Genomic DNA, 25,899 nt, shown 5'->3' with positions numbered 1-25,899 from the left:
GCGATATGAGGAGTAAGACTTATATAAGGAATACGGGGACCTTTCTGCTTTTTGGGGCTCCTTCCGTATTGGCATTTGCTGCTGTTGTTTTGATCCCGTTCCTGGTTGGATTATACTTGACGTTTACGAATTGGGATGTTCGAACGGCCGACATGTCAATTGTCGGCTTGTCGAATTATACGAAAGTTTTTCATGATAAAGTTTTTCTCGCCCAATTGTGGTTTACCATTAAGTATGTAGTGTTTACGGTATTGATCTCCAATGTGGCGGCTTTCTTTATAGCACTGGCGTTGACCAACGGGGTTAAAGGAGAGAAATGGCTTCGAACGGGCTTTTTTACTCCAAACTTAATCGGCGGAATCGTGTTAGGGTACTTGTGGCAGACGCTATTCTCGCAGATCATGCCCTATATAGGGAATAAATACGGCTGGGCATTGTTTAAATCGTCGTGGTTAACGGATACGGATACCGCATTTTGGGCGCTCGTCATCGCAACAGCTTGGCAATTAGTCGGCTATCTCATGATCATTTATATTGCCGGATTCTCAGGTGTTCCTAATGATGTGTTGGAAGCTGCGAGCATTGACGGGGCGAACGGTTATGCAAGACTTCGCAGAATCATATTGCCGCTTTCGATTCCGGCTATCGTCATCTGTATTTTTATTTCCATCTCTCGCTCATTTTTAACTTACGATATCAACCTTGCCCTAACGAAAGGCGGACCTTTTCATTCCACCGAATTAGCTTCCTATCATATCGTTCAAAAAGCTTTCTTGTCCAATCAATATGGAATCGGACAGGCGGAAGCAGTTGTCTTATTTGCTGTCGTAGCCTTGGTTGCGCTTACTCAATCTTACTTACTTAAAAAATTGGAGGTCGAATCGTGATGTCTTTTCGACAGTCCATATCAAGAATCAAAGCCGTAATCCTGTATGTAATTTTATTTGTATTTTTAATTCCTTTTTTGCTGGTTGTCATGAACTCTTTCAAAAAAACGCAGCAGTTCGTCGAAAATCCATTATCGATACCTGGTAATATTCATTTCGAGAACTACACCGCTGCATTTACCAACATGAAATTCATGCAAGGACTCTCCAATTCTATCTTCATTACAGTCGCTGCAGTTTTCATTATTGTTATTTTCTCGTCAATGACCGGGTATTTGTTTGTTCGTTATAAATGGAAACTGAATACTGTGCTATTTTTCATGATGCTTGGCTCCATGGCGCTTCCTTTCCAGGTTATCATGATTCCTTTGGTCATGCTGTACGGAAAGCTGGGTCTGCTTAATATGAAGGGAACGCTGCTGTTTTTATATTTGGGGTTTGGCGTTCCCTTCGGCGTTTTTACTTTCCATGGGTTTATCAAAGGGATTCCTTACGAATTGGAAGAATCGGCTTTTATAGAGGGCAGCTCGAGGCTGCGAACTTTTTTCCAGATTGTATTGCCCCTATTGAAACCGGTTTTCGTAACGCTCATCGTACTCAATGTACTCTGGATCTGGAATGATTATTTATTGCCCAGCTTGGTCTTACTGTCGCCGGAACAAAGGACATTGCCTCTTTCTACGTTTACTTTCTTCTCGTCGTACACTGTTGATTACGCACCCTTGATGGCAGGATTAATCATGACGGTTATTCCTGTGTTAGTTTTATATCTTTTTGTTCAAAACCAAATCATCAAAGGAATAACGGAAGGGGCCTTGAAATAATGGTCCTGTAATATGGAACGGAGTTCGGCTGAAAAAATTGCAAATTAAGCGTATAATGGCTTTAAAAAAGTCAGGTGGTCAAGCAATGCCTAAAATTGATGATGTAGCAGAAAAAGCCGGGGTTTCTGTTACTACGGTGTCCCGCGTGCTCAATAACCGGGGATATATCAGCCAGACGACACGGGATAAGGTATATCAGGTTATGAAGGAGCTAAATTATCATCCCAATGAAATGGCTCGTTCTTTGTTCAGAAAAAAATCGAATATGATCGGCCTCATTATTCCTACAGTTTCTCATCCTTTTTTTAGTGAATTAGCTCACTATCTTGAATATTATGCTGACCAAAGCGGGTATAAGATTCTATTGTGCAATTCGAATCGGGATGTAACGAAAGAACGCAAATACATCGACATGCTGAAAAAGAATCAAGTGGACGGCATCATTATGGGCAGCATGGTTTTGGATGTCGAGCATTATCGGAATCTGAACCTTCCTATCGTAGCTTTCGATCGAGTCGTAGATGATACGATTCCTGTTATTAACTCCGATAATCTGATGGGTGGCAAACTTGCAGCGCTGTTACTTGTGGGCAAAGGTTGCCGAAAGCTGGCATATATTCAAGGTGGAGTTGGCGGGCCGCATCATCATGGTCTGCTTGCTGGAGGAAGGTTACAAGGGTTTGCTGAGGAACTGCAACATGCAGGGGTTGAATATGTTCACTTGAATTTAGAGGTACACGACCTAGATACTGGGGCAAGTGAGGATACAATTGTTCGTTTCCTTCTGGAGCATCCGGAAGTAGACGGTGTTTTTGCCAGCAGCGATGTGATCGCAACTATGGTTATGCAAGCCTGTTATCAATTAAAAAAGAGGATTCCGGAAGACATGAAAATCATCGGTTATGATGATGTGAAGATCGCATCTTTAGTGGTGCCGCGTCTTACAACCATTAGGCAGCCTATTCAAAAGATGAGCGAGTTAACGATCGAATTAATTACAAAACAAATTGAAGGGGAGGAGGTTCCGATGGTCAATTCTTTACCGGTTACATTAATTGAACGAAGTACTACGTAAGAATAGTGGAGGCTTGTAGAATGGACTTTAAGAACAGAGTGTTACCGGAAATTAGGGAATCTTTGACGTCCCTCCCGCTTTTTCGGCTTCCGGATGATTTGGCAATTGTAAGGCAAAGCCCCTTACCGCAAGCGTTAAAGTCTGAAATTGTTCGAATCATCGACCGTAAAATTACCGGTGTAGGCAATCAAGAGATGCTGATCAAAATATTCGAACCGGTTCAGAGGGATGGGAAGAACCTGCCTGTTTTACTTTGGATTCATGGCGGAGGGTATGTGTTAGGCCACCCTAACGGTGAACAAAGTCTCTGTGAAAGTTTTGTTAAGGCTGCCAACTGTATTGTCATTTCCCCCGATTACCGGCTTGCCCCTGAACACCCGTTTCCGGCGGCAATTGAAGACTGCTACACTGCTTTGAAGTGGATAATTGGTGCTGCGGAGGAATGGAATATCGATTTGTCGAGGATTGCGATCGGCGGAGGAAGCGCGGGCGGTGGGTTGACCGCAGCTTTAGCATTGCTGGCTCGTGATAGAGGGGGTCCGTCCATCTGTTTCCAAATGCCGCTATATCCGATGATCGACGATCGGAATATGACGCCTTCCAGCCACGAAATCACGGATCCTGCGGTTTGGAATAGGGAAAACAACCTGGCGGCTTGGAAGATGTATCTTGGCGAACATGCCGATGGCGATATTTCTCCGTATGCAGCGCCAATGAGAACGGAGAGCCTGACCGGCCTTCCACCGACATATACTTGTGTTGGACAGCTTGATCCGTTTCGCGATGAGACGATCGAGTATGTTGCACGGCTGGCGCAAGCCGGCGTCGACGTGGAATTTCAACTTTATCCAGGATGTTACCATGCCTTCGAACACGTTGTACCCAATGCGGAAATCAGCCAACGTGCCCGAAACGGATATTTGGATGCTTTGGCAAGAGCTTTTCGGCGGTGAAAGCTGTATGATGATTTTAATAGGTTGAATTAATGGAGAGAGGCTTACGCCTCTTTTCGCTTATTTTCGAATCGAAAAATGTTTTTTTAAAGAGGAAGGCTGATATGTTCAAGAGGACAAAGCCGGTTTCGTTCGTATACAAATTTTCGCTCCAAATTACGTTGGTATTGGCCATACTTGTCGCGGTTCTGATCATTAGCAATGTATATTCTTTCAATGTGGTCGAAACGAATATCGTGAATAGCTCCAAATACACGATGGGGATTCACATTACGAATATCCAAAATCGATTGAACAGCGTCTCCAAAGATCTAAACGAAGTTTTTGAAAATCATATCGACGATGTCGTTCTGTATCCGAAAAAAGACGAAAGCAGCAAATACTTTGATGCCTTGCGATTAAAAAATGCATTGCTCTCGAAGGTGTCAAATAACGAAAGTATTGACGCGTTATTTATTTTGGAGCCCAGTGAACATCTCTTTTTGATGCAGTTCGGCAAAAACATACGTTCAAATGAAAATCAAACTTTATCCGATTATTTAAAGAGTGAACAATTCGCGAGAAATAAGATGATCGGAAGGGAATGGTCCTCGATTCAATTGAATGGAATTGATTATGAAATCAAATGCTTCAAATTGTCGGACATTATGATTGGCGCAGCTGTAAAAGCGGACACCCTGATGAATGTTGTGAAAAAAACGTCAGATTCCCAAAACCATTATGGATTAACCGATAAAAACGGAAGGTTGCTTTCTGCGACCGATCCATCCCTTATTCGTTTGAGCCCGCTACCGGACAACGGTAAGACTACGTACAAGCTCGATGGCAAATATTTTGTCATTTCAGAGGACATTCCGGAGATCGGGAAGCTTTCGAATATGATAGAACGGAAGAGCGTTTTATCGGGGTTGGATTTTATCCAATGGGTGATTATTTCTCTTGGAGTCGTTACCTTAATAATCGTGCCTGCTGTATTAACTTCGCTTTCACGCCAGATTATTAAGCCTGTTCTTGAACTTGTCAAAGCGACGAAAGAGTTGGAGAAGGGAAACTGGGACTACCAGCTGCCGCTGCATAAAGCATCCATCGAGTTCGCCAAGCTCTTTCATTCATTTACATCGATGATTAAAGAAATCAAACAATTAAAAATCCATTCCTATGAAGAGAAGCTGGAACGTAACAAAGCTGAGCTCAAGTATCTTCAAATGCAAATAAAACCACACTTTTTCTTGAATGCCATTACGACCATCTCAAGCCTTACGTATCACAATAAAAACGAAGAAATCAGGAAACTGATCAACTATTTGTCGGAGCATCTCAGATATATGTTCAAGGGAGGCTTAGTAAACGTAACGGTAAGGGAAGAAATCGATCACGTGACCAATTACATCCACATGCAAGAGATCAAATTTCCCAATCACATTTTCCATATGATCGATATCGAACCCAATTTGGAGCAACATAGGCTGCCGCAATTTCTTATCCAAACCTTTATTGAGAATACATTTAAGCATGCCTTAGTTTACGGTGATATTCTGTCGATATTTATGAAAGTGGAAACGTATTCGTATCATCAAGAGGACTTTGTCAAAATTACACTAGAGGATTACGGAGAAGGTTTTCCTGCGGAGATCATAGAAGAAGTGAATGCCACCGATACGAATGTCAATGATACGGGGCAAAGAATCGGCATTTCCAATATCAAAAAAACGTTGCGCTTACTTTATAAAAGGGATGGTTTATTAAAGATTTCCAACAACGAACCGTCCGGAGCAAAGGTGGAAATTTGGATTCCTTTTCAGTCATCCGTGGATCAGGCTTAGGAGGGAAAAGAATGAAGTGTCTCATGATTGATGATGATATTCCTACCATAGAGGTCATGTGTGATTTTATTAACTGGAATTCATTGGGAATTGGAGCCGTATCAACTGCGCATAATATTGCGGATGCCAAAGTTCTTATTAAAGCAGATAAACCGGATATCATCATTTGCGATATCGAAATGCCCAAGGGTTCTGGATTGGACATGATCAAATGGGTGCGGGATAACCATCATGACTGTGCATTTATTTTCTTTACTTGTCATGAAAATTTTGAATTCGCGTCGACGGCGATTTCTTACAATACGGACGCTTACTTAATCAAGCCTTTTGACAAAAGTAAGGTCGAAGCGGCTCTCGCCAAAACTGTAAATACGCTGAGGGCGAAAAATCGGCTGCAAGCATACAGCCAATTCGGTGCCAGTTGGTTAAAAAATAAATCGTTTGTCGAGCAAAGCTTTTGGAGGGATATTTTATTTGCCCAGATTTCCCCTCGTTTAGACCTGATTCATGGGGAAATTCGAAAGAGAGACTTACCTCTGGAGTTGGAACATGGTTACTTTCTAGTGCTAACGAGCATCGGCAAATCGGATATTGAGGATAACTGGAATGAAAGCACCTTCATCTATGCATTCTCCAACCTGACTTCAGAAACGATGCTGGACAATCTGCAACTCAGTCATGTTATCAATTATCAGCAAGACGATCGCTACTATATTGCGACGATCATCAGTGGAAGTAGTCCGCTGGAAGAGATTACAACGAGATGCCGTCAGCAAATCCGTTATTGCCGGGAGTATTTTCAGTGTACTGCGACCTGTTATATAAGCAAGAAAGTACCGATTGACGTATTGCATGCAACGAAAACTATCTTGGAGGTCATGGACAGGAATAACATTATTTATAAAGGTAATGTTCATTACCAGGAAGACCACTTTGATTATGAAACGAATGATTCCTATACGCTTGATGTGAACGGATTCGAGTCATTGTTTATCGAAGGCGAAAAAGTACAAATCGTGAACAAGCTAAAAAAAGATCTCGAATCGCTCACCAAAAGCAATAAACTTGACGCGGGCATCATGCATTCCATCAAACAGGACTTTATGCAGCTTGTTTATTCGATACTGTACAAAAATAAAATACATGCACATAAGTTGTTTTCCGATAACTTCTCCGGAATCTTGTTGCAGAAATCCGAACATAGTGTCATGGACATGATGAAATGGGCTGCTTTCATAACCAATAAAACAATCGATTATTTAAGAGAAGTGAAGCAGTCCGAAAGTGTTGTGGAGAAGGTGAAAACGTTTATCCACAATCATTACCATCAGGAACTGAGTCGTGAGGATGTTGCGGCAAGCGTTTATTTGTCACCCGATTATATGGCGAAAATGTTTAAAAACAAGACAGGATTATCGATGAAGGATTACCTGAATGAGTATCGTATTCTTATTGCAAAAGAACGGCTCATTCAAGGAAGCGAGAGCATCGGAACGATTGCCGTCGAGATTGGTTTTGACAGCATCTCTTATTTCTCAACGATTTTCAAAAAAATAACGGGTGAGACTCCGAATGCTTTTAGAGCCAAACATAAACAATAATGCAAAGAAGGCCGAAAGGGCCTTTTTCTTTTTCCGACATCACTGATTTTCACAAAAAAAGCGCTGATTTTTTAAAGATAAATATATCGATAAGGATTAAACTGAAATTGTATTCAGAAAGAGAAACTACTTCAGGAGGCTTCAAGATATGAAAAGGACAAGGGGTATCTTAGCATCAGTCATGTCTGTAACATTGTTCGGCACTGTCCTGACAGCTTGCTCGACCGGGACTGATAAATCGACCGAATCAACCGGTTCTAAGTCGGACGGGACCAGCAGTAAGATGGAAAAGGTTGTCATCGCCTTGCCATCATTCAATAAAATTCCCGATGATATGAGCAGCATAAATGAAGCGATCAACAAAATTACAACAAAGAAGATTAATGTGCAAGTAGACTTTAAAGTGTATGGACCTGCAGACTACGCGCAAAAAGTAAATTTGGCGCTACAAAGCGGCGAGCAACTGGATTTATTCACCAGCCCAGGTCAATTCCCGAGTTATGCTGCTAAAAAACAGCTGTATCCGCTGGAGGATTTAATCAGTAAATACGGTCAGGAAACAAAAACGATTCTGGACAAAGACTTCGGTGAGGGCCTGCTGAAAGCGACAACGATGAACGGGCATATTTATGGCATCCCCGCCAATAAAGGAATGTCGGTTCCGCTAAACTTTGTATATAACGCCGATTTGTTGAAAGAAAGCGGGTTAACGCCAGACGATATCAAGTCAGTCAGCGATTTACCGAAAATATTCGACGCTGTAAAGAAAAAGTACCCGGATGTGGTGCCTTTTGCTCCGATTAATGTCAATCCAAGCGATACCAATCTGGTTAGACTGTTAAGAGGAACAGGCGACATCGACCTGTTAACCGATGAGTCAGGGGTCGGTGTCGTTGTCGGAAATAATAATAAGGTAGTCAATCTTTATGAGACGGATGTTTTCAAAAATGGCGTTAACATGATGAGAGATTGGTACAATAAAGGCTATTTGCAAAAAGATGCGGCTACAACGTCAACCAATTATGCCGATTTAGTTTCGTCGGGGCGCGGATTCTCCACGCTAGGTGGTTATAGCGGTATGGAAGCCGGCAAAGCAGTAAGCGCACAGACCGGTAAGAATATCGCCATGAAACGAATTGCTCCGTTCTATTTTGATACACAAGCTGTGGATTTCGTTGTGTGGATGATGTCGAGTACAACCAAAGTACCTGATGCTGCCATGAAAGTTTTGAACTTGACTTATACGGATAAAGATCTGTTAAATACGATGCTCTATGGAGTCGAAGGCCGAGACTATGTCAAAGTGGACGATCATCACGTTAAATATCCGGATGGTAAGGATGCTGCAAGCGTACCGTATACTGCGCAGCTATCCTCCGGTATTCTCGGCTCCGAGTCGCTTCAATATCTGTTCGAAGGCGCGGATTGGAAGGATACCGAACTCAAACTGAAAGAAAACAAAGAAACGAAAAGATCGCCGTACTTCGGATTCATCTTCGACCAATCATCCGTAAAAACGGAGTTAAGTGCAGTAAACAATGTGGTTAACCAATACATTCCAGGCTTGGTCACCGGCGTGTTGGACCCTGAAACGACGATTACTAAATTTGTAAAAGCATTGAATGATGCCGGTGCTCAAACCATCATTCAGAAAAAGCAAGAGCAACTGGACAAATGGATTGCTGAGCAGAAAAAATAAAAAAATGGTGAAGAATGGAGCCGGAAACTGCTCCATTCTGTCTACCTTAAGGGGGGAGTGGCATGGAGAAGCCAATAAAAACATACAGGAAGAAAGTTAGCAATACGTTGCCGCTTTTACTAATTGCAGCTCCCGGTTTACTATATTTGTTGATCAATAATTACATTCCGATGTTCGGGGTATTTATCGCCTTTAAAGATGTTGATTTTGCCAAAGGCATATTCCGAAGCGATTGGGTTGGGTTGAAAAACTTCGAATTTTTATTCCGGACTTCCGATGCGTGGATTATGACAAGAAATACGATTCTATACAATGTCGCATTTATCATTCTCGGCACTATTGTTTCTATATTCATCGCGATTCTGATGGCAGAGCTTTTAAATAAGTTTTACTCGAAGTATTTCCAGTCAGGGCTAGTTCTTCCGAACCTGGTATCGATGGTCGTCGTATCTTTTCTCGTATTTGCTTACTTGAATGCCGATAGCGGGTTTATCAACCATTCGATTCTGGAGCCGCTTGGCATACCGGCTATTAATTGGTATTCGGAGCCTAAATACTGGCCCTTCATTCTTGTTATCATACAGCTTTGGAAGACGGCGGGATACGGCTCCATCGTATACTTCGGATTTATTGCGGGAATCGATAAGAGCATTTATGAAGCCGCCAAAATTGACGGCGCAGGCAAACTCAGACAAATTTCAATGATCACCTTGCCTTTGCTGACGCCAACCATTATCATACTGGGCTTAATGTCTGTAGGAAGAATATTCAATTCCGATTTCGGACTCTTTTATCAAGTGCCTTTAAATGCGGGTGCTTTGTACAGCACGACACAAACTATCGATACTTATGTCTATCGCGCTCTCGTGCAGGTTAATGATATTGGCATGTCGGCGGCTGCCGGCCTGTATCAGTCACTGGTAGGCTTTATTCTGGTCATTGTAGCCAATGGTATTGTAAGGAAAGTAAATTCCGACAATGCACTGTTTTAGGGGGGATCCATCATGACGAGTTTACAATCAAGAGGAGAACGGGCATTTACGATATTCTCTGCCGCAGCCATGTCCTTGGTGACCGTATTTGCCTTTTTGCCTTTTATATTGATGCTGCTGGCATCGTTTACCGACGAAAAGACGCTAATCAGAGATGGATATAGCTATTTCCCAAATAAAATGAGCATCGATGCCTATGTATCCTTGTTCAGCAATGTGTCGACTTTTGTGCGGGCATACGGAGTCTCAATCTTTGTGACTGTTGTTGGAACGGTCATCAGCCTCGCGATAACGGCAATGCTGGCCTATCCAATGTCACGAAAAGATTTCAAGTACCATAATGTCCTTGCATTTCTCGTATTTTTCACCATGTTGTTTAACGGAGGCATCGTGCCTTCCTACATGATGTGGACCAAAGTGTTTTCGATTAAGGATACGTTGGCCGCATTGATCGTACCGAACCTGCTCATGAATGGATTCAATGTTCTGCTGGTAAGGAATTTCTATAAGCATAATGTGCCTGCCGCGCTTATCGAATCGGCTCAGATCGACGGAGCTAGCGAAATAAGAACGTTCTACAGCATTATGCTGCCGCTTTCGGTTCCGGTTATGGCAACAGTCGGTTTGTTTACGGGACTTGCCTACTGGAACGATTGGATTAATGCCTTATACTTCGTCACGAAGCCTCAATATTACGGTATACAGAATTTGTTGATCCGTCTGATGAATAATATTCAATTTTTAAAATCGAGCCAGGCAAGCAGCTTGCTAGGAGCCGGTGCAGCCGAGCTTCCGACCACAGCGGTGCGGATGGCTATGGGGATTATCGGAGTCGTTCCAATCTTGATTGTACTTCCTTTTCTGCAGAAATATCTCACGAAGGGCGTCGTTGTCGGTGCCGTAAAAGGTTAATTGCTTTACGAAACGAAGGAGGGCAATAGCATGAATGTTCAGCAGGTCATAGATGCGATTATTACGGATTCTTGCGACAATTTCAGACTGGAAAAAACCGGCGATGTACTCGTGTCCGGAAGTCCGGATACAGAGGTAACCGGTATTGTAACGACGTTTATGGCGACGGTCGATGTGATTCGTCAGGCTGTAGCTTGCGGGGCCAATATGATTATCACACACGAACCTACCTTCTATACTGGAATAGACGAATTGGAATGGTTGCAGGACGACCCTGTATATCAAGCAAAGCGAAAATTGTTAGAGGATCACCAGATTGCTGTATGGCGGTACCATGATTACATGCATATGGCCAAGACAGACCGAATTTACGATGGACTGATTAAAGAGATCGGCTGGGAAGACAATTTGCTGGAAAAGCATCCGCCGCACACGTACCAAATTGATGAGGTCACTTTGACAGAATTGGCCGGTTTCTTTAAAGACAAAATGGATATGAACATCCTGCAAATCGTAGGCGATCCCGAGATGGTGTGTTCTAGAGTCGGAATTTTGGTAGGCGGAGGCAGTTTGGGTCTTGGCAGAGAGCAAATGCCGATGGAACTGATGCGAAATAAGAACCTGGATGTCATCGTCTGCGGTGAAATCGTAGAATGGACACTTTGCGCTTATGTCAACGATGCTCGTATGCTCGGACTTCATAAAGCTATGATCGTCGTAGGTCATGAGCGGAGCGAGGAATGGGGAATGAAGTTTATGGCCGAATGGCTGAAGCCATTGGCTAGTGGACTCCCGGTTACTTTTGTCGATGCGAAGGAGCCGTTTCTTTATTTGTAAGAGAGGACATAGTCCTGAAATGAGAGAAAAGGAGAATGGATACCATGGCGACACTGCAGGTTAATTTTTACTCAAAGGCTCTACGGAGAGAAGTCACGTTCAATGCACTTGTTCCGTTGGATGATTTTGAATTTCCAGGGATGCCGAAGGCGGAGAAGAAGCCGCTTAAAGCGATCTATTTGTTGAACGGATACTCAGGCAGCCATTCGGATTGGATCAGCTTCTCGAGAATTCGGGAGTTATCCGACAAACATCGTATTGCGGTTTTTATGCCAGCCGGAGAGAACCACTTTTATATGGATGATGTTGATAAAGGGTCATTATACGGAGAATACGTTGGAAAAGAATTGGTTGAGTTTACACGGAAAATGTTCCCTCTATCGGAGCGGAGAGAAGACACCTTCATCGGCGGTTTATCCATGGGGGGGTACGGAGCCATTCGGAACGGTTTAAAATATGCAGAGCATTTTAGCCGGATCATCGCGTTGTCATCGGCCATTATTACCTATAAAATCGTTAACGCAAATCCCGATTATAATGACGGCATAGCGGATTATAAGTACTTTACGAGAGTGTTCGGTGATTTGGCCCAGCTTCAAGGAAGCGATAAAGACCCGGAGGCTCTGGTTCTGGGCTTGAAAGAGAAGAAGTCGGCAATTCCAGCGATCTACATGGCTTGCGGTACCGAAGATTTTTTGCTCGACGTCAATCAGCGGTTTCACGATTTCTTAGTTTCGGAACAGCTTGAGAACACGTATGTGGAAAGCAAGGGAGGGCATACCTGGGATTTTTGGAATGAATACATTGAAAAAGCTTTATTATGGGCGATGCAATAAAAGTCGGGAGATGGAAACGTGTTTGAATTCGAGGCTAGTATACCGTTGAGTGATAAGAAGCATGATATTTTGACTGTCGGTGAGCTTCTGATCGATATGATGACAACGGAATATGACGATAGCGATCAATGTGATACGTACCAAAAGTTGTTTGGAGGTTCTCCTTCCAATATTGCTTTGAATGTTAAAAATTTAGGGATCAACCCGCTTGTCGCTTCCGCAGTCGGAGATGACGGGTTGGGTAGATTTCTCGTAAATCAGCTGCAACAAGCGGATATCGCTACGAATCTCATTCAGAGTGTCGATGATTCAACGAGCATGGTCGTCATAACCAAGAGTGTAGCTACGCCGATTCCAATATTTTATCGGGGTGCGGATTATCAATTAGCTTACACATCCGGGTTGGCGGATGCAGCAATCAACTCCAAAATCGTCCATTTCTCCTGTTGGCCTATATCAAGAGTTCCGTCCCGTTATACGATTGAAAGTGTGATGGATACGGTGCGAAAACATGGTATATTGCTCGGTTTCGACCCTAACTATCATCCGATGATATGGCAAAAGGGCGAGAGTGGAATCGACTATGTAAAATCGATGATCGGTAAAGTTGATATTGTCAAGCCTTCAGAGGACGATGCAGAGAGATTGTTTGGGAAAGCGTCACCTGAGCGTTATCTCGAACATTTCTTAGAGCTAGGTGCTAAGCTGGTTATTTTGACATTAGGGAAGGAAGGGGCCATCGTTTCTAATGGAAAAGAGACGATTGTATTCGACTCTTTGGCTACGCAGGTTGTGGATACTACGGGTGCCGGCGATGCATTTTGGTCGGGATTTTATGCGGCGCTCGTTAAAGGTTATCCATTGAAACAAGCTCTTTTCCTGGGATTTGCCGTCAGTGCCTATAAATTAAAGTATACCGGAGCCATCGTGGATTTACCGCATCTCGAGGTTATCAAAGAAAAATACGGACTATAGGGGATTATTTTATGCCAATAAAAAATCAAGTGCAGCTGATCACGTATCCCGACTCCTTGGGTGGTGATTTAAAAGCGCTGAAACAGGTGCTCTTTCAATATTTTTCCGATGTATTTAAGGGCGGCGTTCATATTTTGCCTCCTTTCCCGTCTTCCGGAGATAGAGGCTTTGCCCCGCTTACCTATCTGGAAATTGAGACGGGCTTCGGCACATGGGATGATATTAGAGCTATTGGAGAACGGTTTGATATATTGGTCGATGTGATGGTCAACCATATTTCGAGCCAGTCCGAATATTTCCGGGATTTCCTCAAAAAAGGTCGTCAATCGGCATATGCAGATTTCTTTTTGACTTTGGATAAAATATGGGCGGATGGGAAGCCGGTTCAAGAAGATATTGACAATATGTTCCTTCGCAGACCCGTCCCCTATTCTACTTTTACCATTGAAGAAACCGGTGAGGAAGAGAAGGTTTGGACGACGTTCGGCAAGCAGGATCCATCCGAACAGATTGATCTGGATGTCCGGTCGTATGCTGTAAAGCAGTTATTAATCGATATTTTCAACAATTTCAGGCAGCAAAATGTCAAGATCGTTCGCTTGGATGCAGTCGGGTACATCGTCAAGAAGCTGGGAACAAGCTGCTTTTTTGTTGAGCCAGACATCTACGAATTCCTGGATTGGATGATGGTAGTTGCGAAATCGCTGGAAATCGAATTGCTGCCTGAGGTTCACGCACATTACACTATTCAGTATAAGCTAGCGGAGCACGGCTACTGGATTTATGATTTTATACTGCCATATACGGTGCTCGATACTTTGACCAATAAATCTAGCGAGCGTCTCTATGATTATTTGAAGACTCGACCTGAGAAGCAGTTTACTATGCTGGATTGTCATGATGGTATACCTGTTAAGCCTGACATGGACGATTTGATCGATACGAAAGAAGCCAGAAACTTGGTTGATCTGTGCGTGGAGAGAGGCTCGAACCTCAGTCTTATTGTATCGGATAAACATAAGGCCGCAGACGGCTTCGACGTTCATCAAATTCGATGCTCCTATTATTCTGTGCTCAATTGTAACGACGATGCCTATTTAGCGGCAAGAGCAATTCAATTCTTCGTACCGGGAATCCCTCAAGTGTACTATGTCGGCCTTCTGGCAGGTGAGAATGATCTGGAGAATGTGAAGAAGACCGGGGAAGGGCGGGAAATCAATCGGCATAACTTCAGCCTTGAGGAAATCGAACAATCGCTGGAGAAGGAAGTTGTTCAAAGATTGATTAAGCTTATTCGATTCAGAAATGAATATGATGCTTTTGGCGGCGAGTTTGTTGTTATTCCTTCGGCGCAAGACGAAGTTCGGTTGGCTTGGCGCAAGGACGATAAGGAGTGCCGCCTTTTTATTGATCTGCAAACCTGCAAGACATTAATTGAATATATCGGACAGAACGGTGAATTAGCTCAACTTGCCGTATAGTTCAAATTGAAGAAACGCGGTCATAATGTCCATTTTTTAGGCCATGCGAAATTCTGCATCGCTTCGTGTTCACAATGTCAAAAGGTTGTGTACAACAAGCAACGCGCCAATAAATTAGAATTGAATTTCATCAAAGTAGAGAATAAAATCGTACTTTCTATTGCAACAAGAATTAATGCGGAAGTATATATGATACAGAAAATAAAAGATCCAAGTTTTGTTTCGAGTATTAATAGTAATCAAACAGGTAAGCTATTTGGTCGGTTTAAAAATAACTTTAGTAGAGAGACAGAGGCAATTAAGATACTGGAGAAGGTCAATTTAATGACTCCCGAGAACATACATTTGAACTCATTCATGTATGAACCAATATTAGATTTATCTGAGCAGCATTTAAAAGATTTATATAAAAGTATAAAGGAATTGATATATGCAGAAGAAATTACCCTAGAAAACGTTGCAGTAGCAGCCGAAAATCTTGAAAATGATCAAAAGAAGCACTAATTATTTGTGGAATTGGAAAATCGTTTTTTTTTGATATCTGAAGAAGAAACAACAATATTTAAATTGTATCGAACATTTCAAAGTAGAACTGGAAACATACATCGAATACTACAATCACAAACGAATTAAGGCAAAACTAAAAAGCAAGAGCCCAGTACAGTACCGGACTCTTGCCCTCGAAGCTGCCTAACCATATAATGTCTAACTTTTTGGGGTCAGTTCAGTTTACGGGCTCCGTTTTCTTATTATTTTTGGAATATCACAAGGCAAAATCACTTGTATATTTATGCATATGTTGAATAATGTTGTGTATTTAACTACAAACAATTTTGAAACAGTCAAGATGCTTAGCTGGGTCTATCGGTAATATTTAATTTATTATGAAACAAAACAAACGGAGTCACGCGGGTTTGCGGGCTCCGTTTTATAATTATTTATGAAACATCACATTCTTTTTTGTGAGTTGTAATTTAAAATGTCGCTGATTTGAAGATAAAATGTCGCTGAGATTGAACTTAAATGTCGCAAGCCCATGCCTTGATGGTATGGGCTTTTTTAAAGTTTAACCTTAATTTTATCGAAATTAATTATGTTGAAAACCTTGATTAGAAATCGGAAAGTAATCATTTTAAAATTGTAATTTAAAATGTCATTTATCCATAATAATTTGTACCCACTACACGCAACTACGTCAAATAGAGTGGTTCCTTTAAGGCTGTTAAAGGGTTTTGGGAATTATTGTCGAATTGAAATGTTGAATGCATATTACAGTTCGGGTATTAGGCTCAGGAGGGACTACATAATGATTTACGATAATCCTCCTTTAGAAAATGATCGTGCATATTTTATTAACAAGGAAGTAGTTATTACAAAAATTGTATCGACATTCCATCTTGCAGAAGTCCGTTACCCTAGTTCTTCTAAGACATTTGTTGTCGATCTAAGATTGTTGCAAAGTGTTGAAGATAAACGAAATTCAATTTCAATAAAGCTATTAGGTGGAGTGTTTTCATGATATTAGAATTTATTGACGGTCCATTGGATGGAGATTCGTGGGAGAAATTATGTAATTCTTGCTATCGAATAAAGTATCAAGATGAGCATTTTACAGAAATTCCTGCTGTACATGGAGGTGACGCAGGAATTGAGGGTTTCACTAGGGCAGGGAGAGTTTACCAGTGTTATTGTCCGGAACGTGAGTATTCTGATGATGAGTTGTATGATCATTTACGAGATAAAATGACAAAAGATATAAACAAACTTACCTCGCAAAAGTATGCAAAAAGGTTGAAAGAGATGGGTGTTCCTACCATAAAAGAATGGCACCTTGTTATACCGCATTATAGAGATTCAAGAATTATCGCACATGCTGAAACAAAGCAAAACGTTACGGAAATGATCCAACGGGACTGGAACCATCCGTCCATCGTATTATGGGGCATACGCATTAACGAGTCGCAAGGCGATCACGACTTTTAGGAAGCAATCAATGCGCTGGCACGGCAAACGGATCCTTCACGGCAGACAGGCGGCGTTCGGTGCCTGAATAACAGCGAATTGCTAGAAGACGTCTATACGATGAATGACTTCATTCATGAAGGCGGCGAAATTGTGTTGCGCGACCAGAGGGATATAACGGGTTTATCCGATTACGTTCCTTATTTGGTTACGGAATACAATGGACACATGTATCCGACCAAAAGATTTGACAACGAAGAAAGACAGTTGGAGCATTGTTTAAGACATCTAAGAATCATGAATTCGGCTGCATTGGATCAACATATCAGCGGCGCGATAGGTTGGTGCGCCTTCGACTATAATACCCATAAAGACTTTGGTTCGGGTGATCGAATTTGCCACCATGGTGTGATGGACATGTTTCGGATACCTAAGTTCGCCTCAACTTGCTGCGGGGATAGCTTGAGGTGACGAGTGGTGTGCCATCACCGGCTAGTGTCAAAGCGCCCATATCCCCTAGCAGACCGGTTTCGCCGAAACGGAAACGATCTGGGAATGAAAGAATTCCAGCAAGCTATTTTATTCCTGCCTCATGGAATAGTGCTTCGGCTTGAATTCGGACGGAGATTGACCGGTCCAGCGCCGGAATTGCCGCGAGAAATGGCTTGCGGAGTGGAATCCGAGCTTCTCGGCGATGTCGGTCATCGGCAAATTCGTCGTGACAAGCAGCTCCTTCGCCATGTTCAGCTTATGGCGGCTGACGTATTGTCTCGGCGACAAGCCATATACTTTGGAAAAGAGCTTGCTGCATTGGCTGCGGCTCAAGTTTAGCTCTTTGGCGACGCTTGAAACCGACGCCTCCTCGTTCAGCCCGAGCGACAGCTTCTCTTCCATCGCATGCGCGACATCGGCCGCAAATAGCGAAGTGTCCCCGTCGGATGCGGATGCCGGCTTGAGCGGCACGGCGTGTTCCCGCACTAATGCTAGCACGTTATGGACGATCAGCAGCGTATAGGACTGCAGCAGCAGCTTGTCCTCGAAGCGCAGAGTCTGCTGCGGAACTGCTAGCACTTCCTCCGATTGATTGCGCCGCATGATCGCCTCGAGCTCACCTACATAGAAGCGGAGCTTGCTTTGCTGCGCCTCCTGGCGGCGAATATGCCGATAGGGTGTGGCGGCAAGCAAGCTGCGAATTTCCGTATCGTCGAGATCGAAATGCACATTGAAGTAGCCGTACGGTACAGCAGCCAGGTTCGAAGACTGGTGTCGTACGCCGGATTTGATGAGCAGCCAGTCGCCCTCCCTCATCGTGATCGACTCGCGGTTCATTTCTTGCACGACTTCGCCATCCATGCAGCAAAGCAGCTCAAACAGATGGTGATGATGACGCGGGTAGGTCCAGCCCGAAGGCTGCAAGCCGAAATGGCAGCCAACGATCTGCAATGTATTGATCACATTCGGGAAAAAATAATAATCATCCATGTTTTTTTCCTTTCGTTTATACATCATAGTTCCATGATATCATCGATTTGGCACATTTGGTATAGAAAATACTCGTTTTGGAGATTGAAGTTCCGGTCTATTTTCAGCGATGATAGGAATAGACAAGATTAATTACTAGCATTCTTATGCCGGAGGGATTAGCATGGCCATTTTACAAGCCGAAAACAAGCAGTTTCATTTAGACGGAAAGCCTTTTCAAATCATATCCGGGGCTATACATTATTTTCGGGTCGTGCCCGAGTATTGGGAAGACCGGTTGCTTAAACTGAAGGCTTGCGGGTTCAATACGGTAGAAACCTACGTAGCCTGGAATTTGCATGAGCCTAAGGAGAATGAATTCAACTTTGAAGGTATTGCGGACGTGGAACGTTTTATCAAGCTGGCCGGGGATATTGGGCTGCATGTGATCGTGCGTCCGAGCCCTTACATTTGTGCAGAGTGGGAGTTCGGCGGGTTTCCGGCGTGGCTGCTGCAATACCCGGACATCCGGCTTCGCTGCATGGACAACACGTATCTGGAAAAAGTAGACCGTTATTATGACGCTTTGATCCCTCGCTTCACTCCGCTGCTCAGCACGAACGGCGGGCCGATCATCGCCATGCAAATCGAGAACGAGTATGGCAGCTATGGCAATGACAAGAACTACTTAGCCCATTTGCGCGACGGCCTTGTAAATCGTGGCGTGGATGTGCTGCTGTTTACTTCCGATGGTCCCGGAGACTTTATGCTGCAAGGGGGAACGCTCCCGGATACGCTTGGAACGGTCAATTTCGGTTCAAGACAGGAAGAAGCGTTCGAGAAGTTCCGCGAGTATCGTACCGATGAGCCGCTCGTATGTATGGAGTATTGGAACGGCTGGTTCGACCACTGGCTGAAGCCGCATCATACGCGCGATGCGGGCGATGTCGCCGACGTATTCGACCGCATGCTGCGGGCGGGAGCGTCCGTTAACTTTTACATGTTCCACGGCGGGACGAACTTCGGATTCTACAATGGAGCTAACTGTAGCAATGATGTTGATTATGGGGCGACGATCACCAGCTACGACTATGATTCTCCGCTGTCCGAATGCGGCGATGTAACGGAGAAATACCGCGCTGTACGGAACGTCATTGGGAACTATCTGGGCACAGATGTGAGTGAATTCCCGGACCTGCCTGCGCCGATTGCCAAGAAGAGCTACGGCCGCGTTGCCATGAGCGAAAAAGCGGACCTGCTCGATCATTTGCAGCAGCTTTCCGAGCCTGTGAAAAGCGTCTGTCCGGAGCCGATGGAAAAGTTCGGACAAAGCTACGGCTTTATCGTCTATTCGACGCATGTTTCCGGACCGCGTACCGGCGATCAGCTGCATTTGCAGGATGTTCACGACCGTGCGCAAATATTCCTGGACGGCGTCTATCAAGGCACTGTTGAGCGTTGGAACCAACAGCCGCTGCCGCTTGAAATTCCGGCCGGTGGGGCAAGGCTCGACATCGTCGTCGAGAACATGGGCCGCGTCAACTACGGGCCTCGATTGAAAGATTTTAAAGGCATCACTGAAGGGGTTCGGATGAGTAACCAGTTTTTGTTCGACTGGACCATCTATCCGCTTCCTCTTGACAATACGGCTTCGGTTCCATTCGGGCGCATCCCGGAGAGCAATCCAAGACAAGACCGTCCGGCATTTTACCGCGGCGAGTTTACGGCGGATTCTTTGGGCGATACATTCGTTCGATTGGACGGCTGGTCGAAGGGCGTAGTCTGGATCAACGGCTTCAACCTGGGGCGTTATTGGGAACAAGGACCTCAGAAGACCTTATACTTGCCGGCGCCTCTGCTTCGCGAAGGAAAGAACGAAATCGTCATTCTGGAATTGCATCATACGGAAAATGCGGTCATCGAGTTGACCGACAAGCCGGATTTAGGATAACCGGCTGAACCGAAAGGACAGTACGAGCGATCATGACTCGTCTGTCCTTTTTTCGGTTGTGGTGCAAACCTCTAATTCATGATAACGTAACTGATTATAAAGTCATGGGATGGGAGCAACTTAGTATGGAAACCAACTTGGATTTATTTAAATGGAAGCAGTATGAATCAGCAATCATTTTACTAACAGTACGATGGTATTTAAAATATAGTTTAAGCTATCGAGACATCGTAGAATGGGATTAGAGATTTCCCATACGACAATCATGAGATGGGTCCATGAGTTTGGGCCCGAAATAGACAAACGAATCCGCCCCTATTTAAAACCCAAAAATGATTCGTACAGAACGGACGAAACGTACATTAAAGTCAAAGGTCAATGGAAGTATTTATATAGAGCGGTTGATTCTATGGGGAAAACGATTGATTTTATGTTATCTGAAAATCGAGATATGCCAGCAGCTAAGCGTTTCTTTACAAAAGCATTTACTTCACCACATAACCAATTACCACGTGTGATCACTTTGGATAAAAAACCGGCATATCCACCAGCCATACAAGAATTAAAAAATGAAAAAGCCATGCCAAAAGAAACTTTGGTTAGAAAGACAAAGTATTTAAACAACATTGTGGAACAAGATCATCGATTCATAAAGAAAATCACGAAAGCAATGCTTGGATTCAAAACGTTTAACACTGCAGAACAGACGTTGAAGGGAATCGAGGCCATGCATATGATTAGTAAAGGGCAGGCGGAAAATAATTCGTCTGTCCTATCTGCTGTTGAATGGCTCAATAAAATATTTGGTATAGTGGCATAGTTAAATCACAATTTCTGGGTATTTGCTATCCATTTTATATTCTTGCCCACAACCCTTTACAGTGATAAAGTAGCTTTGTTTCGAGGGTCTGAAGAAGTAGGGGTTGTCCTTAGTGACACTCCTGCTTTTTTCGTGTGCGGTACAAGTTCGTTGATATAGTACACTTTTCGTTGGTTTGATAACTAGGAATATCTCCCACTCCTATATTACGATTTATATATCGGCTGCTTGCCGAAAAGCTGTTTCGAAATTGCGCGTAAACAAAATAAGGAAAAGAGGGAGCTCTTGTCGGCGAATATCAAAAAAATATCTAAAACCTCAATCGTTTCTAAGTTTAATTATGATTGGAAATGTAATCGCTTTATTTTGCTAATGTCGTTGCCAGGGTTAATCATGATTGCTTTGTTTGCTTATTATCCCATGGTCGGTATCGTAACTGCTTTTCAAAATTACAGTTTGTTTTTAGGGATCAGTGGCTCTGAATGGATTGGATTTGATAACTTTATCCGTTTTTTTAATGATCCAAACTTTTTTAGAATTATTAAAAACACATTTGTTCTTGGCCTTGTTAACTTGCTGTGGTCTTTTCCCGCACCTATTATTCTGGCTTTGTTGATTAACGAAGTGGTACATCCTAAAATTAAGAAATTTGTTCAAACCGCTACGTATTTACCTTATTTTATTTCGGTTGTTGTCATTGTGGGCATTATGAAATCCATTTTTGGTAGTACTGGTATTGTAAATGACTTGTTAGCGAATTTCGGTGTTGTCCCGATCCAATTTTTTAACGAATCCGGTTTCTTTAGAAGCTTGTATGTTGGCTCAGGTATTTGGCATGGAGTTGGCTATTCCAGCATCCTCTACTTGGCGGCCATTGTAGGGATTGACGCAGAAATGTATGATGCGGCCAAGATCGATGGCTGTTCTAAGTTAAAACAGATTATTCACATCACCTTGCCCAGCATCCGCCCTACCATCATTACATTGTTTATTTTATCCATTGGCGGTATTATCAGCGTCGGATTCGATAAAATTCTGTTAATGTACAGCCCTGCCACTTATGATGTTGCCGATGTTATTTCTACCTATGTTTACCGTAAAGGTATATTGGACCAAGATTATGGATTTTCAAGTGCTATTGGGTTGTTTAACAGTTTGGTTTCCATTGTTTTTTTATTAGGAGCAAACTATGTTTCCAGAAGACTCCTAAAAGAAAGTTTATGGTGATGTCATGAAAAAGAATTCTTACAAAATCAAAGCACCAATAGGAGATCGGGTCTTTCTTTCCGTTGTGTACATCATATTGGCTATTGTTGTACTGGTTATGCTCTATCCCTTTGCGTACGCTGTGTCTGTGTCTATTAGCGATCCAGCAGAAGTCATTGCGGGGAAAGTTACTTTTTATCCTAAAGGTTTTGACCTAGGTTCATTCAAGATCATGATCAACCATCCTATTTTTTTCACGGCATATAAAAACACGATTTTGTATACGGTCCTGGGAACGTTCTTTACCTTATTTTTCACAGCCCTAACCGCATATCCGCTTTCCAAAGATAAGTTTCAAATGCGTTCATTTATCTCCAAGGTGTACATTATAACCATGTTTTTTGAGGGCGGAATGATTCCAACCTATTTGGCTTATAAGTCCCTGCATATGATAGACACCATTTGGGTTATGGTTCTTCCGGGGGCGTTGTCCGCATGGAACATTATCCTCATGAGAACCTTCTTTAGGAATATACCGGAAAGCCTAACTGAATCCGCATACATTGATGGGGCCACTGATCTTCAAATATTAGTAAAAATCATTCTGCCGCTTTCCAAGCCCATCATGGCAACTATCGGCTTATTTACAGCTGTTGGCATTTGGAATGGGTATTTCAATGCGCTGCTTTATTTAAATGACACCATGAAGTATCCTTTGCAGATGATTTTAAGAAGTATTTTGGTAGCTGCAACCTTCGATCCAAGCGAAAAAGGCGCTTATGCTGAATTAACTCACTCGGCTACGGAATCTTTAAAAATGGCATCCATTATCATCACTACCCTTCCTGTTATGTGTATTTATCCTTTTATACAAAAGTACTTTGTCAAGGGTACTATGGTTGGCTCAATAAAAGGATGATCAATAAGATTTATTGAAAAGGAGAGATTTATCATGAAAAAATTATTGGTCTTATCTGTAATTACTTCTATTTTGTTTGTTGCAGGGTGCAGTGGCAATTCAAGCGAATCTCCCAAAAATACAGAACCGGCATCAACCTCTGCGGCTTCTGTTAAACCACAGACATCAGCAGACCCATATGCCATCGCACCAGAAAAAATTAGCGCAAAACCAATTGAAGTTACCTGGTTTCTTACATCTCCTAACACATACACGGGTGACGAAGAAATTTTTAAGACCATTCAAAAGTATACAAATATTAAAATAAAACCCACAGTCGTAGCCCGTGCAGACTATACACAAAAATTGAATACCTTGTTAGCATCTGGATCACTACCGGATTTGATTACGCTTTCAGCCGATAATGCGGACCGTTATGGTCCACAAGGAGCATTCTTAGATTTAACGCCTTATACGAAAGCGGGGAAGCTTGATGCTTACAAAGCAATGTTGGAAAAATATCCGCCTGCTACGAAACTAACTCGTTCGCCTGACGGCAAATATTATGGCGCCCCAAGAATGTATGATGTGCCAGCTCGTGCCGACGAAGTGATGCTCGGCAGAACGGATATTTTTGCAAAAAACAACCTATCCACGAAGTTCGAATCGTTCGACGATTTATACAAGACCTTAGTTCAACTGAAGAAACTTTACCCGGATTCTTACCCATATTTCGTAAGATGGGGGGCGTCTCACCTACTTATCAACCAAGCTTACTATAGAGGATCGTCTAACACTTTCTATCTTGACGATGCTAAGCACAAATATGGATACGGTCCAGAAAGCCAAGCCTACAAGGATACGTTGGTTTACTTGAATAAATTGTATTCCGAAGGCTTGCTGAATCCAAACTTTGCTACGATTACAGATGATGAATGGAATGAACTCTTAGCCACAAACAAAGGCTTTGTGACCATTGACTACCCGCAAGTTGGCGACGAGATTGTTCAACAAATGGGAAGCAAAATTCCACAGGGCTTTGAATTTACGGCGATGCTTCAACCGGCTTACAACAATAATAGAATGGGTACCGGTGTTATAAGCGGCTATTTCGGAAGTTACAAAGTGATTTCAAATCAATCTAAATACAAAGATGAATTGGTTAATTTCCTAAACTGGATGTACAGCCCACAAGGCATCAATGCCATGCAATTTGGTATCGAAGGCGAATCTTATCAAAAGACTTCCAATGATGTTGTGAAATTTTTAAAGGATTTTCAAACTCCTGCTACTCCAAATGGTACCATCAAGGGTTCGGGGCTAAACGAACAAAACCTTTTCAGTGTTGTAAATCAAGCGGCTATCAATACTTATGAGTTAAATGGAGCTGCCATGAAAAAATCGGTATCATTTTTGCAAGAAAACAAAGCCTTTGGCAAGGCATCCTTTGATGCAAAATTTAGCGATGCTAAAGCGAAAAAAGAATATAACGACCTCAAAACTGCTATTGATACCTACGTAGAGGAAGCTTCGGTAAATGTGATTATCGGTAAGCAAAGCATTGATACCTGGGATTCAAAAGTTATTCCACAGGTTAAAAAGCTTGGCTCTGACCGAGCTCTGGAGCTGCTCAATAAAGCCTATGACGAGACTTTTAATAAATAACGGATATAACTTTGTTGAACGTAGGAGCGTGATGTTTTCACGCTCTTACGTTCAATTGGAGGAAAGTATGTTAATTAAAGGAACAGAAGGGTCAAAAGTAGCCGTGGGGATTCCCGATTATGATGATGTGGATGTACAAAGGAGGGTTAACAGGCAATGAGGTCGAAATTTGCGGCTCAATTATTTACATTGCGAGATGAGCTAGAGAAAGATTATTTCGGGACGCTGCGTAAAGTACGGGAGATGGGGTGGCAGGCCGTACAAATATCCGGACTTTTTGGGAACAATCCAGCTGATATAGCAAAAGTTCTTCAAGAAACCGGACTGTTAACGGCCGGAATACACGTCGGACTTGCGGAGCTGAAAAACCAGCTGGATGAAGTTGTCAAAAGGGCTGACCTGTTCGGCACGAAGGATATCGTCGTCCCTTATTTCCCAGCGGATCAACAGCATGAGCAGGGCTATAGGCAGCTAAGAAGCGATTTGAATAACATTGCTAGGATGCTGGAAAGCAAAGGATACCGCATCAGCTATCACAATCATGCTTTTGAATTCAATACCATGATAGACGGGGAATCGGCCCTGGAATATATCCTTGAACCTGTACCGGGTAATCGTGTATTCGCAGAGATTGATGTTTATTGGGTGAAACGGGGAGGTCGTGATCCCCTGTCTTTCATCCAGCCTTATGCGAACCGGATGCCAATCATTCATCTGAAAGATATGTCGGATGATGGTAAGCAGTCGACCGTAGAGGTGGGTACCGGCCAAATTGATTTTATCCCGATTCTTCGATGGGGCGAGCAAAACGGAATCGAGTGGTATGCTGTTGAACAGGATCAGTGCCAGAGAGATCCACTGGATTGCCTGGCAACCAGCCTGGAAAACTTGAACGCCATGGTTGAAAAGCTGTAAAGCCTTGTTTCCAGCTAAATGCGCGTAACATAAACCGCGGTTTATAGGAGAGCCCCGAGCCTCAAACGAGGTGAGGGGCTAATCTTTTCATTCATTCCGGTCAACCCAACACAACCAGGCTCGAAG

23 protein-coding genes and 2 pseudogenes are annotated in these 25,899 nt (G+C 43.0%); 24 read left to right on the top strand and 1 reads right to left on the bottom strand.

The annotated features are described in order from the left end of the window. Nucleotides 1–5: 5 nt before the first annotated feature. The 18 genes and pseudogenes from GC098_RS31935 (at nucleotide 6) to GC098_RS40480 (ending at nucleotide 17,328) form a co-directional block, all read left to right on the top strand. Nucleotides 6–887 carry a carbohydrate ABC transporter permease gene (locus GC098_RS31935; protein WP_171647811.1) on the top strand — a complete coding sequence of 294 codons (882 nt, stop codon included), beginning with the start codon at nucleotides 6–8 and terminating at the stop codon, nucleotides 885–887. Further along, entirely contained in the window at nucleotides 887–1,711 is an 825-nt protein-coding gene (locus tag GC098_RS31930; protein WP_171647829.1) for a carbohydrate ABC transporter permease, read from the top strand. The genes GC098_RS31935 and GC098_RS31930 overlap by 1 nt, the downstream gene beginning before the upstream one ends. 85 nt (nucleotides 1,712–1,796) lie before the next feature. Then, nucleotides 1,797–2,786, top strand: a complete 990-nt coding sequence (locus GC098_RS31925) for a LacI family DNA-binding transcriptional regulator (RefSeq protein WP_171647809.1) — start codon at nucleotides 1,797–1,799, stop codon at nucleotides 2,784–2,786. A gap of 20 nt (nucleotides 2,787–2,806) precedes the next feature. Next, complete coding sequence (locus GC098_RS31920; RefSeq protein ID WP_171647807.1) at nucleotides 2,807–3,739, top strand: alpha/beta hydrolase; 933 nt, start codon at nucleotides 2,807–2,809, stop codon at nucleotides 3,737–3,739. A gap of 104 nt (nucleotides 3,740–3,843) precedes the next feature. Further along, complete coding sequence (locus GC098_RS31915; protein WP_171647805.1) at nucleotides 3,844–5,562, top strand: sensor histidine kinase; 1,719 nt, start codon at nucleotides 3,844–3,846, stop codon at nucleotides 5,560–5,562. A gap of 11 nt (nucleotides 5,563–5,573) precedes the next feature. Beyond that, on the top strand, nucleotides 5,574–7,163 hold the full coding sequence (locus GC098_RS31910; RefSeq protein ID WP_171647803.1) for a response regulator transcription factor: 1,590 nt from the start codon (nucleotides 5,574–5,576) through the stop codon (nucleotides 7,161–7,163). Between the two features lie 148 nt (nucleotides 7,164–7,311). Next, nucleotides 7,312–8,862, top strand: a complete 1,551-nt coding sequence (locus GC098_RS31905) for an ABC transporter substrate-binding protein (RefSeq protein ID WP_171647801.1) — start codon at nucleotides 7,312–7,314, stop codon at nucleotides 8,860–8,862. A 62-nt stretch (nucleotides 8,863–8,924) separates the two neighbouring features. Further along, nucleotides 8,925–9,854 (top strand): ABC transporter permease, encoded by a 930-nt coding sequence (locus GC098_RS31900; protein WP_171647799.1) that lies wholly within the window; start codon nucleotides 8,925–8,927, stop codon nucleotides 9,852–9,854. A 12-nt stretch (nucleotides 9,855–9,866) separates the two neighbouring features. Continuing rightward, entirely contained in the window at nucleotides 9,867–10,766 is a 900-nt protein-coding gene (locus tag GC098_RS31895; RefSeq protein WP_171647797.1) for a carbohydrate ABC transporter permease, read from the top strand. A 30-nt stretch (nucleotides 10,767–10,796) separates the two neighbouring features. After that, complete coding sequence (locus GC098_RS31890) at nucleotides 10,797–11,603, top strand: Nif3-like dinuclear metal center hexameric protein (protein ID WP_171647795.1); 807 nt, start codon at nucleotides 10,797–10,799, stop codon at nucleotides 11,601–11,603. Nucleotides 11,604–11,647: 44 nt separating this feature from the next. Next, on the top strand, nucleotides 11,648–12,439 hold the full coding sequence (locus GC098_RS31885; RefSeq protein ID WP_171647794.1) for an alpha/beta hydrolase: 792 nt from the start codon (nucleotides 11,648–11,650) through the stop codon (nucleotides 12,437–12,439). Between the two features lie 18 nt (nucleotides 12,440–12,457). Next, nucleotides 12,458–13,414: a carbohydrate kinase family protein gene (locus GC098_RS31880; protein ID WP_171647792.1), complete on the top strand. Its 957-nt coding sequence runs from the start codon at nucleotides 12,458–12,460 to the stop codon at nucleotides 13,412–13,414. 11 nt (nucleotides 13,415–13,425) lie between these two features. After that, nucleotides 13,426–14,895 (top strand): sucrose phosphorylase, encoded by a 1,470-nt coding sequence (gtfA, locus tag GC098_RS31875; protein WP_171647790.1) that lies wholly within the window; start codon nucleotides 13,426–13,428, stop codon nucleotides 14,893–14,895. Nucleotides 14,896–14,901: 6 nt separating this feature from the next. After that, nucleotides 14,902–15,399, top strand: coding sequence for a hypothetical protein (locus GC098_RS31870; protein ID WP_171647788.1), 498 nt, complete (start codon nucleotides 14,902–14,904; stop codon nucleotides 15,397–15,399). 67 nt (nucleotides 15,400–15,466) lie between these two features. Continuing rightward, nucleotides 15,467–15,589 (top strand): annotated as a pseudogene (locus tag GC098_RS31865) (IS3 family transposase); the annotation flags it as partial. Nucleotides 15,590–16,201: 612 nt separating this feature from the next. After that, entirely contained in the window at nucleotides 16,202–16,414 is a 213-nt protein-coding gene (locus tag GC098_RS31860; protein WP_171647786.1) for a hypothetical protein, read from the top strand. After that, nucleotides 16,411–16,878: a glycoside hydrolase family 2 TIM barrel-domain containing protein gene (locus tag GC098_RS40485; protein WP_246359092.1), complete on the top strand. Its 468-nt coding sequence runs from the start codon at nucleotides 16,411–16,413 to the stop codon at nucleotides 16,876–16,878. The genes GC098_RS31860 and GC098_RS40485 overlap by 4 nt, the downstream gene beginning before the upstream one ends. A gap of 99 nt (nucleotides 16,879–16,977) precedes the next feature. Then, nucleotides 16,978–17,328 carry a hypothetical protein gene (locus GC098_RS40480; protein WP_246359091.1) on the top strand — a complete coding sequence of 117 codons (351 nt, stop codon included), beginning with the start codon at nucleotides 16,978–16,980 and terminating at the stop codon, nucleotides 17,326–17,328. A 108-nt stretch (nucleotides 17,329–17,436) separates the two neighbouring features. On the opposite strand, the gene GC098_RS31850 is transcribed toward GC098_RS40480, so the two are convergent. After that, nucleotides 17,437–18,339: an AraC family transcriptional regulator gene (locus GC098_RS31850; protein WP_171647784.1), complete on the bottom strand. Its 903-nt coding sequence runs from the start codon at nucleotides 18,337–18,339 to the stop codon at nucleotides 17,437–17,439. A gap of 163 nt (nucleotides 18,340–18,502) precedes the next feature. Here GC098_RS31850 and GC098_RS31845 point away from each other — a divergent pair, with 163 nt between their 5' ends. The 6 genes and pseudogenes from GC098_RS31845 (at nucleotide 18,503) to GC098_RS31820 (ending at nucleotide 25,773) form a co-directional block, all read left to right on the top strand. Continuing rightward, complete coding sequence (locus GC098_RS31845; RefSeq protein ID WP_171647782.1) at nucleotides 18,503–20,269, top strand: glycoside hydrolase family 35 protein; 1,767 nt, start codon at nucleotides 18,503–18,505, stop codon at nucleotides 20,267–20,269. A gap of 125 nt (nucleotides 20,270–20,394) precedes the next feature. Then, nucleotides 20,395–21,089: pseudogene (locus tag GC098_RS31840) on the top strand (IS6 family transposase). A gap of 285 nt (nucleotides 21,090–21,374) precedes the next feature. Continuing rightward, the gene (locus GC098_RS31835) at nucleotides 21,375–22,316 is read left to right on the top strand and encodes an ABC transporter permease (protein WP_171647780.1); all 942 of its coding nucleotides are present in this window, start codon (nucleotides 21,375–21,377) and stop codon (nucleotides 22,314–22,316) included. Between the two features lie 4 nt (nucleotides 22,317–22,320). Continuing rightward, entirely contained in the window at nucleotides 22,321–23,214 is an 894-nt protein-coding gene (locus GC098_RS31830; RefSeq protein ID WP_171647778.1) for a carbohydrate ABC transporter permease, read from the top strand. 33 nt (nucleotides 23,215–23,247) lie between these two features. Continuing rightward, nucleotides 23,248–24,858 (top strand): extracellular solute-binding protein, encoded by a 1,611-nt coding sequence (locus GC098_RS31825; protein WP_171647776.1) that lies wholly within the window; start codon nucleotides 23,248–23,250, stop codon nucleotides 24,856–24,858. A gap of 156 nt (nucleotides 24,859–25,014) precedes the next feature. Continuing rightward, the gene (locus tag GC098_RS31820) at nucleotides 25,015–25,773 is read left to right on the top strand and encodes a sugar phosphate isomerase/epimerase family protein (RefSeq protein WP_171647773.1); all 759 of its coding nucleotides are present in this window, start codon (nucleotides 25,015–25,017) and stop codon (nucleotides 25,771–25,773) included. The last annotated feature ends 126 nt before the right edge of the window (nucleotides 25,774–25,899 follow it).

Source organism: Paenibacillus phytorum (assembly GCF_013141715.1).
GTDB lineage: Bacteria > Bacillota > Bacilli > Paenibacillales > NBRC-103111 > Paenibacillus_E > Paenibacillus_E phytorum.
The sequence above is the reverse complement of the archived record's forward strand: the minus strand, read 5'-3'. Positions and strand labels throughout refer to the sequence as shown.

Bases quoted from the DNA above. Each gene is read 5' to 3' on its own strand.
- GC098_RS31935 (WP_171647811.1), top strand. From the start codon at position 6: ATGAGGAGTAAGACTTATATAAGGAATACGGGGACCTTTCTGCTTTTT.
- GC098_RS31930 (WP_171647829.1), top strand. From the start codon at position 887: ATGTCTTTTCGACAGTCCATATCAAGAATCAAAGCCGTAATCCTGTAT.
- GC098_RS31925 (WP_171647809.1), top strand. From the start codon at position 1,797: ATGCCTAAAATTGATGATGTAGCAGAAAAAGCCGGGGTTTCTGTTACT.
- GC098_RS31920 (WP_171647807.1), top strand. From the start codon at position 2,807: ATGGACTTTAAGAACAGAGTGTTACCGGAAATTAGGGAATCTTTGACG.
- GC098_RS31915 (WP_171647805.1), top strand. From the start codon at position 3,844: ATGTTCAAGAGGACAAAGCCGGTTTCGTTCGTATACAAATTTTCGCTC.
- GC098_RS31910 (WP_171647803.1), top strand. From the start codon at position 5,574: ATGAAGTGTCTCATGATTGATGATGATATTCCTACCATAGAGGTCATG.
- GC098_RS31905 (WP_171647801.1), top strand. From the start codon at position 7,312: ATGAAAAGGACAAGGGGTATCTTAGCATCAGTCATGTCTGTAACATTG.
- GC098_RS31900 (WP_171647799.1), top strand. From the start codon at position 8,925: ATGGAGAAGCCAATAAAAACATACAGGAAGAAAGTTAGCAATACGTTG.
- GC098_RS31895 (WP_171647797.1), top strand. From the start codon at position 9,867: ATGACGAGTTTACAATCAAGAGGAGAACGGGCATTTACGATATTCTCT.
- GC098_RS31890 (WP_171647795.1), top strand. From the start codon at position 10,797: ATGAATGTTCAGCAGGTCATAGATGCGATTATTACGGATTCTTGCGAC.
- GC098_RS31885 (WP_171647794.1), top strand. From the start codon at position 11,648: ATGGCGACACTGCAGGTTAATTTTTACTCAAAGGCTCTACGGAGAGAA.
- gtfA (WP_171647790.1), top strand. From the start codon at position 13,426: ATGCCAATAAAAAATCAAGTGCAGCTGATCACGTATCCCGACTCCTTG.
- GC098_RS31860 (WP_171647786.1), top strand. From the start codon at position 16,202: ATGATTTACGATAATCCTCCTTTAGAAAATGATCGTGCATATTTTATT.
- GC098_RS40485 (WP_246359092.1), top strand. From the start codon at position 16,411: ATGATATTAGAATTTATTGACGGTCCATTGGATGGAGATTCGTGGGAG.
- GC098_RS40480 (WP_246359091.1), top strand. From the start codon at position 16,978: ATGAATGACTTCATTCATGAAGGCGGCGAAATTGTGTTGCGCGACCAG.
- GC098_RS31850 (WP_171647784.1), bottom strand. From the start codon at position 18,339: ATGGATGATTATTATTTTTTCCCGAATGTGATCAATACATTGCAGATC.
- GC098_RS31845 (WP_171647782.1), top strand. From the start codon at position 18,503: ATGGCCATTTTACAAGCCGAAAACAAGCAGTTTCATTTAGACGGAAAG.
- GC098_RS31830 (WP_171647778.1), top strand. From the start codon at position 22,321: ATGAAAAAGAATTCTTACAAAATCAAAGCACCAATAGGAGATCGGGTC.
- GC098_RS31825 (WP_171647776.1), top strand. From the start codon at position 23,248: ATGAAAAAATTATTGGTCTTATCTGTAATTACTTCTATTTTGTTTGTT.
- GC098_RS31820 (WP_171647773.1), top strand. From the start codon at position 25,015: ATGAGGTCGAAATTTGCGGCTCAATTATTTACATTGCGAGATGAGCTA.